The sequence below is a fragment of the Agrobacterium sp. 22-214-1 genome, from assembly GCF_053522465.1.
The window spans coordinates 359,517-372,022 of the sequence record NZ_JBNWCK010000003.1; the positions used below are offsets into that span (position 1 = coordinate 359,517).

13 protein-coding genes are annotated in these 12,506 nt (G+C 59.5%); 8 read left to right on the forward strand and 5 right to left on the reverse strand.

The features are described from left to right. The first annotated feature begins 185 nt into the window (after positions 1-185). The 6 genes from ACQZ5G_RS14680 (at position 186) to ACQZ5G_RS14705 (ending at position 5,027) form a co-directional block, all read left to right on the forward strand. Positions 186-1,595, forward strand: a complete 1,410-nt coding sequence (locus ACQZ5G_RS14680; protein ID WP_003520532.1) for a circularly permuted type 2 ATP-grasp protein — start codon at positions 186-188, stop codon at positions 1,593-1,595. Between the two features lie 3 nt (positions 1,596-1,598). Continuing rightward, the gene (locus tag ACQZ5G_RS14685; RefSeq protein ID WP_003520533.1) at positions 1,599-2,540 is read left to right on the forward strand and encodes an alpha-E domain-containing protein; all 942 of its coding nucleotides are present in this window, start codon (positions 1,599-1,601) and stop codon (positions 2,538-2,540) included. A 21-nt stretch (positions 2,541-2,561) separates the two neighbouring features. Next, on the forward strand, positions 2,562-3,383 hold the full coding sequence (locus ACQZ5G_RS14690; RefSeq protein ID WP_003520534.1) for a transglutaminase family protein: 822 nt from the start codon (positions 2,562-2,564) through the stop codon (positions 3,381-3,383). Between the two features lie 4 nt (positions 3,384-3,387). Then, positions 3,388-3,984, forward strand: a complete 597-nt coding sequence (locus ACQZ5G_RS14695) for a class I SAM-dependent methyltransferase (protein ID WP_003520535.1) — start codon at positions 3,388-3,390, stop codon at positions 3,982-3,984. A gap of 117 nt (positions 3,985-4,101) precedes the next feature. Next, complete coding sequence (locus ACQZ5G_RS14700; protein WP_003520536.1) at positions 4,102-4,566, forward strand: GNAT family N-acetyltransferase; 465 nt, start codon at positions 4,102-4,104, stop codon at positions 4,564-4,566. A 50-nt stretch (positions 4,567-4,616) separates the two neighbouring features. Continuing rightward, positions 4,617-5,027: a VOC family protein gene (locus tag ACQZ5G_RS14705; RefSeq protein WP_448736492.1), complete on the forward strand. Its 411-nt coding sequence runs from the start codon at positions 4,617-4,619 to the stop codon at positions 5,025-5,027. Positions 5,028-5,226: 199 nt separating this feature from the next. On the opposite strand, the gene araD1 is transcribed toward ACQZ5G_RS14705, so the two are convergent. The 4 genes from araD1 to chvE form a co-directional block, all read right to left on the reverse strand. After that, complete coding sequence (araD1, locus tag ACQZ5G_RS14710; RefSeq protein WP_448736491.1) at positions 5,227-6,222, reverse strand: 2-keto-3-deoxy-L-arabinonate dehydratase AraD1; 996 nt, start codon at positions 6,220-6,222, stop codon at positions 5,227-5,229. 119 nt (positions 6,223-6,341) lie between these two features. Continuing rightward, entirely contained in the window at positions 6,342-7,538 is a 1,197-nt protein-coding gene (gene gguB, locus ACQZ5G_RS14715) for a sugar ABC transporter permease GguB (RefSeq protein WP_448736490.1), read from the reverse strand. Then, a complete protein-coding gene (gguA, locus tag ACQZ5G_RS14720) occupies positions 7,535-9,073 on the reverse strand; it encodes a sugar ABC transporter ATP-binding protein GguA (protein ID WP_003520541.1) in 1,539 nt (512 codons plus the stop codon). Before gguA ends, gguB begins: the two co-directional genes overlap by 4 nt. 90 nt (positions 9,074-9,163) lie before the next feature. After that, the gene (gene chvE, locus ACQZ5G_RS14725; protein WP_003520542.1) at positions 9,164-10,228 is read right to left on the reverse strand and encodes a sugar ABC transporter substrate-binding protein ChvE; all 1,065 of its coding nucleotides are present in this window, start codon (positions 10,226-10,228) and stop codon (positions 9,164-9,166) included. A 254-nt stretch (positions 10,229-10,482) separates the two neighbouring features. Between chvE and ACQZ5G_RS14730 the strand changes: the two genes are divergently transcribed. Continuing rightward, positions 10,483-11,487, forward strand: a complete 1,005-nt coding sequence (locus ACQZ5G_RS14730; RefSeq protein ID WP_448736489.1) for a LysR family transcriptional regulator — start codon at positions 10,483-10,485, stop codon at positions 11,485-11,487. Between the two features lie 71 nt (positions 11,488-11,558). After that, positions 11,559-12,041, forward strand: a complete 483-nt coding sequence (locus tag ACQZ5G_RS14735) for a hypothetical protein (RefSeq protein ID WP_059754323.1) — start codon at positions 11,559-11,561, stop codon at positions 12,039-12,041. Between the two features lie 55 nt (positions 12,042-12,096). Here ACQZ5G_RS14735 and ACQZ5G_RS14740 read toward each other — a convergent pair whose 3' ends face one another. Beyond that, on the reverse strand, positions 12,097-12,360 hold the full coding sequence (locus ACQZ5G_RS14740; protein ID WP_020808914.1) for a hypothetical protein: 264 nt from the start codon (positions 12,358-12,360) through the stop codon (positions 12,097-12,099). Between the last annotated feature and the right edge of the window lie 146 nt (positions 12,361-12,506).

Consider the following 12,506-nt stretch of genomic DNA (forward strand, 5'->3'; position numbering starts at 1 on the left):
GCCACCCCAATACGCGCCTCATCCCCGCGCAACCAATTTGCCAATGCCGCATTTATAGGCTGAAACCGAAAAAACGCTTCTTTTTTAAAACTCTAGGGCGGTGAAAAATCTTCTCGGGGAGGCCTGCATAGTTCTTGCATTGCATTTGGCGTTGTATTCATATGGCAAAAAAGGGGACATCGAAGTTGGCATTTGACGAAATGATAAATGCGGACGACACGCCGCGAAGCCCATATGAAAACTATAACGAGTGGTACAGCCGACAGGACAGGGCGCACCTGATCCAGAAATCAAAAGACGCGGAAAACATCTTTCGAAAAACCGGTATTACTTTCGCAGTCTATGGCCATGCCGACAGTTCAGAAAAACTGATCCCCTTCGATATCATCCCACGCATCATCTCCGGACGCGAGTGGCGCAAACTGGCCCAGGGCATCGAACAACGCGTCCTCGCCCTCAATGCTTTCCTCGACGATATCTACCACAAGCAGGAAATCATCCGCGCCGGCCGCATTCCCCGCGAAATCATCGAGAAAAACGAAGCCTTCCTGCCGGAAATGATCGGTTTCACCCCGCCCGGCGGCGTTTACACCCATATTGTCGGTACGGATATCGTCCGCACCGGCGAAGACCAGTTCTACGTTCTGGAAGACAATGCCCGCACGCCCTCCGGTGTCAGCTACATGCTGGAAAACCGCGAGACGATGATGCAGATGTTCCCGGAGCTCTTCCATGAGAACCGGGTGCGGCGGGTGGAGGATTACCCCTATTTGCTGCGCCAGTCGCTCGCCTCGCTCGCACCGCCCGGCTGTTCCGGCAAGCCGCGCGTCGCGGTGCTGACGCCCGGCATCTACAATTCCGCCTATTACGAACATTCCTTCCTCGCCGACATGATGGGCGTGGAGCTGGTGGAAGGTTCCGACTTGCGCGTCATGGACGGCAAGGTCAAGATGCGCACCACCCGCGGTTATGAGGCCATCGACGTGCTTTACCGCCGCGTCGATGACGACTTCCTCGATCCGCTGACCTTCCGGCCGGATTCGGCGCTCGGCGTTCCGGGCATCATGGATGTCTACCGCGCCGGCAACATCACCATCGCCAATGCCCCCGGCACCGGCATTTCCGACGACAAGGCGATCTATTCCTATATGCCCGAAATCGTCGAGTTCTATACCGGCCGCAAGCCGCTTCTGGAAAACGTGCCGACCTGGCGCTGTTCGGAGCCGGACAGCCTGAAATACGTGCTGGACAACCTCGCCGATCTCGTCGTCAAGGAAGTTCACGGTTCGGGCGGTTACGGCATGCTGGTCGGCCCCACGGCGACGAAAAAGGAACGGGCGCTGTTTGCGGACAAGCTGAAAGCCCGCCCCTCCAACTATATTGCGCAGCCGACGCTTTCGCTTTCCACCGTGCCGATCATGGTGAAGAACGGCATCGCGCCGCGCCATGTCGATCTGCGTCCCTATGTGCTCGTCTCGGACAAGGTGAAGATCATTCCCGGCGGACTGACCCGCGTTGCCCTCAAGCAGGGCTCGCTGGTGGTCAATTCCAGCCAGGGCGGCGGCACCAAGGATACCTGGGTACTGGAGGATTAAGCCATGCTGGGCAGAACGGCAAACGGGCTCTACTGGATGTTCCGGTACATCGAGCGCGCTGAAAACATCGCCCGGTTGATCGATGCGGGTCTGCGCGTTTCACTGACGCGCTCGGGTAGCGGCGATGAAGACTGGGACGGCGTGTTGCAGAGTGCGGGCGTTCATGAAGCCTTTCTCGAAACGCGCGAGAAGGTAACGGCGGCCAATGCCATCGATTACCTCCTGCGGGACAAGGCGAACCCTTCCAGCGTCATGTCCTGCATCGAGGCGGGCCGCAACAATGCCCGCATGGTGCGCACGGCGCTGACGCGCGAGACATGGGAAGCCACCAACGAATTCTGGATCGAGCTGAAGAACATTCTCGGTCGCAAGCTCAACCATGCCGAACTGCCGCAGACCATCGATGTCATCAAACATCGCGCCGGCCTGGTGCGCGGCGCCTTCCACGGTTCGATGCTGCGCAACGATCTCTATAATTTCTCCCGCATCGGCACTTTCATCGAACGGGCCGACAACACCGCCCGCATTCTCGACGTCAAATATTACGTGCTGCTGCCGGCTGTGGCGCATGTCGGCTCCTCGCTCGACAATGCGCAATGGGAGTCCATCCTGCGCTCGGTCTCGGCGCACCGCTCCTATGGCTGGGTCTACGATGCGGAATACAAGCCGGCCAATATTGCCGACTTCCTCATCCTCAATGGCCGCATGCCGCGTTCGCTTGCCTATTGTTACGAGAAGATCGCCAGCAACCTCAATTACATCGCCGAGGATTACAGCGAGAGGCACAAGGCGCATGAAACGGCCGAGAGCATTCGCGACAGCCTGCGCGCGACGACCATCGCCCGGGTGATGGACGAAGGTCTGCACGAGTTTCTGGAAAGATTCGTCCATCGCAACGGGCAACTGGGACAGGAAATCACGGAAGGCTACCGCTTCTATCAATAAGCGCGTGGACGGGGACAGCTTATGCGTCTGAAAATCACCCATACGACGGAATATGTCTATGACGAGCCGATGCCCTATGCGTTGCAGCGACTGCGCCTGACGCCGCAGACCGGCCCGGGCCAGACGGTGGAGAACTGGGATGTCTCGGTCGATGGCGCCACCGTCGAAGTTACCTATGACGACCATTTCGGCAACCGCGTTGCGCTGGTGGAAACGGAAGGCCCGCAGCAGCGGGTGAAGGTGGTGGCGAGCGGCACCGTGAACACCGAGGACAAGGCGGGCGTGTTCGGTTACCACATCGGCAATGCGCCGCTGTGGCTTTTCCTGCGCGAGACGCCGCGCACCAAACCGGGAAAGCTCGTGCGCGAACTGGTGAAGGTGAGCGCCGGCGACAGCGAGCTGGCCCGCCTGCATGACCTGATGGAAAATATTCACCGCAAGGTGGAGTATGTGCCCGGCGCAACCGATATCGAAACCACGGCGGAAACGGCGCTGGAAGCGGGCAAGGGCGTCTGCCAGGACCACGCCCATATCCTGATTTCCGCCGCCCGGCTGATGGGCCTGCCGGCCCGTTACGTTTCCGGTTATCTGATGATGGAAGAGGTGGAAGAACAGACGGCCACCCATGCCTGGGCCGAAGTGCATCTTCAGGGGCTGGGCTGGGTGGGTTTCGACGCCGCCAACAATATCTGCCCTGACGACCGCTATGTGCGCATCGCATCGGGCCTCTGCTACCGCGATTGCGCGCCGATATCGGGCATGCGCATCGGCCCAGCCGGTGAGACCCTGAATGTGTCGGTCACCGTGCAGCAATCGCAGGGCCAGAGCCAGTCGCAAAGCTGAGACGATGGCCGGCAGGGACGACGACACAATCGGCTTTTATACGGGTAACGCCGCAGCCTACACGTCGCGCGGACAGGCGGCGGATCGCCCGCATCTGGAAACATTCCTGGCGCGGCTGCAAGAGGGTGCAAGCATTCTCGAGCTGGGATGCGGCGGCGGGCAGGACAGCGAATTCATGCTGGCCGCCGGTTACGATGTCCACCCCACCGACGGAACGCCTGAAATCGCCAAAGCGGCGCAAGCCCGGCTCGGCATTCCCGTCCGGACATTGCTGTTCGAAGATATCGATGAGAGTGAGCGATATGACGGCGTCTGGGCCAATGCCTGCCTGCTGCATGTGCCTCGCCCTGCCCTGCCAGGCATTATCGGCAGCATCCACACGACGCTGAGGAAGGGCGGCGTTTTTTATGCCAGCTTCAAGGCGGGAGAAGCGGAAGGCCGCGACATGTTCGGCCGTTATTATAATTACCCTTCGAAGCCCTGGTTGGAAGACGCTTACGGACAGTTTGACTGGGCGGCGGTGGAGATCGAGGCAAGGCAGGGCAGCGGTTACGACCAGCTCCCGACCGCATGGCTGCATGTGACGGCAACGAAACCCTGAACCGGCGCGACAACTTGGCGGTTGCGAAACCCCGTCCCAGCCGGTTTAATCCCCGCATCGATTTGAAAGCATGATCCGGCTTCAGCCTGCGGGAGGAAAGCCGACCGGGAGACGGCCTTGTACAGCATTTCCGACTATCGCGACTGCCAGTCGCATGGCCCCGTCATCGCCGAACGGGTCTGGACGGCATGGTGGCAGGATAGCGGCCTTCAGGTGGGCGACGTCGCCGAGCACCTGAAGGACATGACCAACCCCCATGCGCTGCCCACCGGCTTCGTCGCCCATGACGGCGGCGATTATGTCGGCTCCGCCTTCCTCATCCATTGCGACCTGGAAGAGCGTCCGCAATATCTGCCCTGGGTCGCAGCCCTGTGGGTGGAAGAAGACCGTCGGCGCTCGGGCGTGGCGCGAGCCTTGATGCAGGCGGCAACGCAGAGGGCGGCCGAACTTGGCCACGAGACCAGCTATCTCTGCTGCCAGCGGGGTCTCGAAGCCTATTATGTCAACTGCGGCTGGACCGTTCTGGAACGTGGCGTCGGCAAACACGACCTGACGGTGCTGACCTACACAACAGACAAATAGGTTTCCGCCGCGATCCGCCGCCGGAAACCCCTGAACCGCCGGGAGGAAGCATGCGACCGCCAACCGCCATTATGGAAACCGCGCTCTACACCGACGATCTCGACGCCGCCGAAGCCTTTTACCGGGATGTTTTCGGGCTGGAAGTGGTACGCAGGCTGCCGGGGCAATTCATCTTCTTCCGATGCGGGCAGCAGATGCTGCTGATTTTCGATCCCGAGCAATCCCGCCGGGCCGACCCCGACAATCCGATCCCCCGCCACGGCGCGGTGGGGCAAGGTCATTTCTGCTTTTACGCCAAGGACAAGCCGGAGGTGGACGGCTGGAAGGCGCGCTTCGAAACGCTCGCAATTCCAATCGAACATTATCACCGCTGGCCGAATGACAGCTATTCCGTCTATATCCGCGATCCGGCTGGTAATTCGGTGGAGGTTGGGGAAGGCAAGCTGTGGGGGTTCGGGTGAGGCAAGCGCCTGAAAGTTGCCCGACGCACAAAGGGATAACGGGATGAAGAGCTATCATCTGGCGTCATCCTCGGGCTCGTCCCGAGGATCTATCCACGTCGCGTAAAATCATTTGGTCGCAGATCCTCGGGAAAGCCCGAGGATGACGTCGAGGGAGGGATGACCCACCCCCGACCATTTTTCACGTGCAGTCCGCAGATCAGATCTGCCGAACCGTGATCTCTTCTTCCGCATCAACGGCCAGCGGGTTCTTCAGCGGCAGGCCGAAACCGGCGGCTTCGATCTCGAAGACGTCGCCCGCTTCGGGCTTGATGCCTTCTGCGAAGGAAAGCGTTGCGGTGCCGAACATGTGCACATGCACGTCGCCGGGCGCGCGGAACAGGCCGTATTTGAAGTGGTGATATTCGAGGTTCGCGAAGGTGTGGGACATGTTGTCCTCACCGGAAACGAACGGCTTTTCGAAGATGACCTTGTCGCCGCGACGGATGCGCGAGGTGCCGCGAATATCGGACGGCGGGGCGCCGACGCGGATTTCCGGGCCGAAGCTTGCCGGGCGCAGCTTGGAATGGGCGAGATAGAGATAGTTGATCCGCTCGGTGACGTGATCGGAAAACTCGTTCGAAACGGCAAAACCGATGCGCACCGCTTCGCCCTTGTCGGAGATCACGTAGATGCCCGCCATTTCCGGCTCTTCACCGCCATCCAGCGCGAAGGAGGGAGAGGTGAGCGCCGCACCCGGTGCCGCCGCCACATGGCCGTTGCCCTTGTAGAACCATTCGGGCTGAACGCCCTTTTCGCCGGCCTTGGGCTTGCCGTTTTCGAGACCCATGCGGAACATCTTCATGGAGTCCGTCAGGCTTTCTTCGGCGGCTTCCGTGGTCTTCTTGTGCATGCTGTCGCGGGTCGCGGCCGAACCCAGATGGGTAAGGCCCGTGCCGGTCAGATGCAGATGCGCCGGATCGGGATGGGTGATCGGCGGCAGGAAACGACCTTCGGCATAGGCCTTTTCAAGATCGACGGCATCGCCCAGACCACGGGCGGAGATGACGTCGGCGAGGCTCTTGCCGCTATTGGCGGCTTCCATGGCGAGCGCATAAACGGACTCTGCGCCCTTGACCGCGCGTGCCTCTCCGCCGTCTTCGCGGACCGCTACGGTGATGTTGCCACTGGCATCTTTAATCTGTGAAATGAGCACGGGATTTCCTTCCTCCGGCGCAACGCGCCTTGTCTCTTCTAAGCGGCGCATAACGCCTGCACCTTATGAAAGTGGCCGGAAACCGGCCACTTTTTTGACTTGCTATGTGGGTTGGGCAATCAGCCCTTGTTCTTGTTGTAAACGTCGAAGAACACGGCGGCGAGCAGCACGAGGCCCTTGACCATCTGCTGGAAGTCGATGCCGAGGCCGACGATCGACATGCCGTTGTTCATGACGCCCATGATGAAGGCGCCGATGACCGCGCCGGTGATCTTGCCAACGCCGCCGGATGCCGAAGCGCCACCGATGAAGCAGGCCGCGATGACGTCGAGCTCGAAGCCCACACCCGCCTTCGGCGTCGCCGAGTTGAGGCGTGTCGCGATGATCATGCCGGCAAGACCGGCCAGCACGCCCATGTTGACGAAGGTGAGGAAGCTCAGGCGTTCGGTATTGATACCGGAAAGCTTGGTCGCCTTTTCATTGCCGCCCATCGCGTAGATGCGACGGCCGATGGTGGTGCGGCGGGTCACGAAGCTGTAGAGCGCAACGAGAACAAGCATCACGATCAGCACGTTGGGCAGGCCGCGATAGGTCGAAAGCTGGTAGCCGAGGAACAGGATCGCGGCCGAGATCAAAAGGTTCTGGGCGATGAAGAAACCGAAAGGCTCGACATCGATACCGTGCTTCACGTTCACGACGCGACGGCGCCATGCGAGATAGAACAGCACGACCGTAATCAGCACCGTGAGGATCATCGAGGTGGTGTTGAGACCTTCAATACCGCCGATATCAGGCAGGAAGCCGGTGCTGATGATCTGGAAATCGGTCGGGAACGGACCGATGTTCTTGCCGCCGAGCACGAAGAGCGTCAGGCCGCGGAACACCAGCATGCCCGCCAGCGTCACGATGAACGACGGAATGCGGTGATAGGCGATCCAGTAACCCTGTGCAGCACCGATGATGCCGCCGATGACGAGACAAATCAGCGCCGCAAGGAACGGGTTCATGCCCCATTGTACGGTCAATATGGCCGCTATCGCGCCGACGAAGGCGACGATGGAGCCGACCGAAAGGTCGATATGCCCGGCCACGATGACGAGCAGCATGCCCAGCGCCATGATGACGATGAACGAGTTCTGCAGGATGAGGTTGGTGAGGTTCACAGGGCGGAACAGGATGCCGCCGGTGTAGAACTGGAAGAAAACCATGATGGCGACGAGCGCGATCAGCATGCCGTATTCTCGGATATTGGAGCGAATATAGGTCCCGACCGAGATGACGTTACTTTCTTCGTTTGTTGTGTTTGCCGAACTCATGAGTTCTTCTCCCCTGAGCGCATGATAGCGCGCATGATGCTTTCCTGGCTCGCCTCTCCCTTCGGCAATTCAGCGACGATGCGGCCTTCGTTCATGACGTAGATGCGGTCGCAATTGCCGAGCAGTTCGGGCATTTCCGATGAGATCATCAGAACGCCTTTACCGTCGGCAGCGAGCTGGTTGATGATGGTGTAGATTTCGTATTTCGCGCCGACATCGATACCGCGGGTCGGTTCATCGAGGATCAGCACGTCGGGATTGGAGAACAGCCACTTGGAGAGCACGACCTTCTGCTGGTTGCCGCCCGAAAGATTGACCGTTTCCTGAAAAATCCCCGACGAGCGGATGCGCAGGCGCGTGCGAAAATCGCTCGCCACCTTCATTTCCTTGATGTCGTCGATGATGCTGGCACTCGACACGCCGGCCAGATTGGCAAGCGTGGTATTGTGCAGAATGTTGTCGTTGAGCACGAGACCGAGATGCTTGCGGTCTTCCGTGACATAGGCGAGACCCGCATCGATGGCCTTGCGCACGGTGCTGACATCCACCGGCTTGCCGTCGATCAGCACTTCGCCGCTGATCTTGTGGCCATAGGACTTGCCGAACACGCTCATCGCAAATTCGGTGCGCCCGGCGCCCATCAGACCGGCAATGCCAACGACTTCGCCCTTGCGCACGGTAACGTTGATATCGTGCAGAACCTGGCGGTCGCGGTGCTGCTGGTGATAGGCGTTCCAGTTCTTCACTTCGAGAATGGTCTCGCCGATCGGCACGTCGCGCGGCGGATAACGATCCTCGAGATCGCGCCCCACCATGTTGCGGATGATGACATCCTCGCTGATTTCTTCCTGATGACAGTCGAGCGTCTTCACCGTCATGCCGTCGCGCAAAACGGTGATCTGGTCGGCCACCTTGCGCACTTCGTTCAGCTTGTGGGTGATGATGATCGAAGTCATGCCCTGCTTGCGGAATTCCATCAACAGGTTCAAGAGCGCCTCGGAATCGCTCTCGTTAAGCGAAGCCGTCGGCTCATCGAGGATGAGCAGCTTCACGCTCTTCGACAGCGCCTTGGCGATTTCGACGAGCTGCTGCTTGCCCACACCGATATCGGTGATCAGCGTCTCCGGCGATTCCTTCAGGCCCACCTTCTTTAAAAGTTCGCGGGTACGGTTGAAGGTCTGCTGCCAGCTGATGACGCCGCTCGAAGCGACCTCGTTGCCAAGGAAGATGTTTTCCGCAATCGACAGAAGCGGCACGAGCGCCAGCTCCTGGTGAATGATGATGATACCAATATCTTCACTGTCGTTGATGGCGCGAAAATTCCGCACTGCGCCTTCATAGTGGATTTCGCCCTCATAGGTGCCGGCGGGGTAAACACCGGAAAGGACCTTCATCAAGGTCGACTTCCCCGCGCCGTTCTCACCGACGAGTGCGTGGATCTCACCCTCTTTAACCTTGAGGTTGACGTTCTCAAGCGCTTTCACGCCCGGAAACGTCTTGGTGATGTTCCGCATTTCGAGAATGGTATTGGCCATATCGCAATCCAGCGCCCGATTAATTCCGGCGTTTTTATTTTTATGGAAAAACGGGGATGACGCCAAGCCATCCCCGCATGTGTGTCGAGCTTATTTCAGCTGGTCTTCCTTGTAGTAACCGCCATCGACGAGAACCTGCTTGTAGTTCTCCTTGGTCACGGCAACCGGCTTCAGCAGGTAGGACGGAACGACCTTGACGCCATTTTCATAGGTCTTGGTGTCGTTTACCTCAGGCTCCTTGCCCTGCAGAACGGCGTTGACCATGTTCACGGTCACCTTGGCGAGTTCGCGGGTGTCCTTGAAGATGGTGGAATACTGTTCGCCGGCAATGATCGACTTGACGGAAGGAACTTCAGCGTCCTGACCGGAAACGACCGGCAGCGGCTGGTCCTTCGTGCCATAACCAACGCCCTTCAGCGAGGAGATGATGCCGATGGAGAGACCGTCGTAAGGCGACAGAACGGCGTCAACCTTGGCGTCGGTGTAATAAGCGGACAGCAGGTTGTCCATGCGGGCCTGGGCCGTTGCCGGGTCCCAACGCAGCGTACCGACCTTGTCCATGCCGGTCTGGCCGGACTTCACGACGAGCTTGCCGCTGTCGATGTAAGGCTGGAGAACCGACATCGCGCCGTCATAGAAGAAGAAGGCGTTGTTGTCGTCCGGGGAGCCGCCGAAGAGCTCGATGTTGAACGGGCCCTTGCCGTCCTTCAAGCCGAGCTTGTCGACGATCGAAGTCGCCTGCAGAACGCCAACCTGGAAGTTGTCGAAGGTGGCGTAGTAGCTGACATCGCCGCTGTTGCGGATCAGGCGGTCATAAGCGATGACCTTGATGCCCTGCTCGCCGGCCTGCTTCAGCACGTCCGACAGCGTCGTGCCGTCGATCGATGCGATCACGAGGACCTTGACGCCCTTGGTGACCATGTTTTCGATCTGGGAAAGCTGGTTCGGAATATCGTCATCGGCATATTGCAGGTCGGTCGTGTAACCGGCTTCCTGAAGCTGCTTTACGATGTTGTTGCCGTCGTCGATCCAGCGTGCGGACGACTTGGTCGGCATGGCGATACCAACGGAACCCTTGTCCTGTGCGAAAGCCGGCACTGCGAAAGAAGCAGCACCGATGGCACAAGCCGCCATCAGCGAAATAATGGACTTCATTAACTCTCTCCCTTGAGCCCTTCTCTGGAGCCCGCATGCTGCGGTGCACCATGAAATTCATGCCGTCAGAGGAAGAAGCCGCATTGCGCTCATTCCGATTTCGCAATTGCGAAATGGAACAGCTGCCGCTCCTCCCCGGCATTCCGCAAATTGTTCTGAATCCATATAACTGTCAAATAGAATAAATCAGTTTCCATATATCAATTATGATATATTAAATCGATACAAAAACCGATGAGGGGTATAAACCACGAATGAACAACCAAAAAGTGTATGAGCAGGCGCAAACAACGGATGCCCTTTTCGTCTTTGAGGACAACCCTTTGCTGCGGGCCGGATTGAAGATGAGCCACCTGCGCATGCTGGTCATGATCGAGGAGCACGGGCAGGTCAGCGCAGCCGCCGCCGCCATGAACATGACGCAGCCCGCAGCCTCGCGCATGCTCTCGGAAATGGAGGCGATCGTCAAATCACCCCTTTGTCAGCGGGCCTCGCGCGGCGTGGTGCTGACGAAATTCGGCGAGGCGCTGGCGCGGCGGGCACGCACCATATTGCTGGAACTGCGCGAGGCGAGCCGCGAGCTGAACCAGATGAAATCCGGCAGCGGCGGCTCGGTCTATATCGGCGCCGTCACAGCACCTGCGATCAGCCTCGTGGTTCCCGCCATAAGGCGCGCCATGGACACCTATCCCGGCATCGAAATCAACGTGCAGGTGGAAAGCAGCAACGTGCTGGCCCGCGAACTGCTGGCGGCCCGGCACGATTTCATCATCGGCCGGATACCGGACGATTTCGATCCCGGCCTCTTTTCCATCCATGAAATCGGCATAGAGCGCGCCTGCCTTGTGGCGCGCGAGGGACACCCCCTGCTTCGCGGCGAGCCCGTGACCCTGCAGGATCTCTCCGGTTACGACTGGGTCTTCCAGCCGCCCGGCGCACTTTTGCGCAGAACCATGGAGGATGTCTTCCTCACCCATGGCGTCGCCATGCCGCGCAACGTCATCAACACACCGTCCGTGGTGCTCACCCTTGCACTCGTCTGCAACACGGACGCCATCGCCCCAATCGCGCAGGACATGGCCGAATTCGTTGCCGGCCAGCAGGCCGATATCGGCCGAACCCGGATATTGCCGACGGATTTCGAACTCGTCGTAAAGCCCTACAGCATCATCACCACCAAGGGCCGCGTTTTGCCGCCCAGCGCCCGCCTGCTCTACGATCTGGTTCTGGATGAAAGCCGCAAGCTGACCGGCCTGTGACGGCGGCAAGCCAGACACCACCTTCATGATCCATAAAGGCCGGATAGTCAGACCGGCGAGGGAAAAGCCGCATGCTCTTCGGACAATCCGTTTTCCAGTCGGTCGTGGACAGGCTGAAACACGAAAAAGAAACGGAAGAGGAAGGCGCGGAGCCGCCACCGCCCGCCGGTCACCGCATTGCCGGTTTCAGCTCGGGCTTCGTTATCGATACACATATTGAAACGCCGCCGCCCGCGAACGGCAATCTCGATGCCTATCTCGCCTTCCTGGCCGACCCCGCGCCACCGCCGGAACCGGAGCGGGAGCCCGAACCGGAACCGATGCCGGCCCATCTCGAAAAGACGTCGCTTGCCGATGTTTCGGCGGAACTGGCGATCCACGACACCGACACGGCCGCAACGCTTGCGGAAAAGCGCCGCGCCTTTGCCCGCCTCAATCATCCCGACCGGGTGAAACCGCAGTTCCGGCACAATGCGACGCTGCGCATGACGGCGGCCAATCTCCTGATCGACCAGGCGATCCGGATGCTGCGGGCGCGGGAGCATTTCCGGTAAAAGCGCCGGACGGCCTTATCTCGCAAAATACATGAAACGAAAAACGGAAGGCGCTTCAGCCCGCATCGTTCTTGTCGGTGGGCGCGCTTTCGGCGGCAGGCTCATCCGCGCCATTTCCGCTTTTGGGAGCATCGCTTGCGGGTTTGAACTTCAGCAGCAATTCATAGGCCGCATAGGCCCCGATGCCGGCAACGATGGTACCCCAGAAAAACTCGCGATTGACGAATTCGATGACGGCCCATGCGGCGCAAAAGCCGACGATGAGCAACCGGACCCACAGGGGACGATAAAGCGGATGACTCGTATCGATATTCAGCATGGCGTTCCCGTCCCGGGCCTTTCCAGTCGATCGCATGATTGCGGTTCCACACCCAAAGGCGTGAAGATGCTTATGCGTCTTGGCGGTTTCACAGGAAAATTGCAACGCAATTCAGCCCCGCTGCCGATCAGGCCGGCGTGAAAGAC

Bases quoted from the DNA above. Each gene is read 5' to 3' on its own strand.
- ACQZ5G_RS14685 (WP_003520533.1), top strand. From the start codon at position 1,599: ATGCTGGGCAGAACGGCAAACGGGCTCTACTGGATGTTCCGGTACATC.
- ACQZ5G_RS14690 (WP_003520534.1), top strand. From the start codon at position 2,562: ATGCGTCTGAAAATCACCCATACGACGGAATATGTCTATGACGAGCCG.
- ACQZ5G_RS14695 (WP_003520535.1), top strand. From the start codon at position 3,388: ATGGCCGGCAGGGACGACGACACAATCGGCTTTTATACGGGTAACGCC.
- ACQZ5G_RS14705 (WP_448736492.1), top strand. From the start codon at position 4,617: ATGCGACCGCCAACCGCCATTATGGAAACCGCGCTCTACACCGACGAT.
- gguB (WP_448736490.1), bottom strand. From the start codon at position 7,538: ATGAGTTCGGCAAACACAACAAACGAAGAAAGTAACGTCATCTCGGTC.
- gguA (WP_003520541.1), bottom strand. From the start codon at position 9,073: ATGGCCAATACCATTCTCGAAATGCGGAACATCACCAAGACGTTTCCG.
- chvE (WP_003520542.1), bottom strand. From the start codon at position 10,228: ATGAAGTCCATTATTTCGCTGATGGCGGCTTGTGCCATCGGTGCTGCT.
- ACQZ5G_RS14730 (WP_448736489.1), top strand. From the start codon at position 10,483: ATGAACAACCAAAAAGTGTATGAGCAGGCGCAAACAACGGATGCCCTT.
- ACQZ5G_RS14735 (WP_059754323.1), top strand. From the start codon at position 11,559: ATGCTCTTCGGACAATCCGTTTTCCAGTCGGTCGTGGACAGGCTGAAA.
- ACQZ5G_RS14740 (WP_020808914.1), bottom strand. From the start codon at position 12,360: ATGCTGAATATCGATACGAGTCATCCGCTTTATCGTCCCCTGTGGGTC.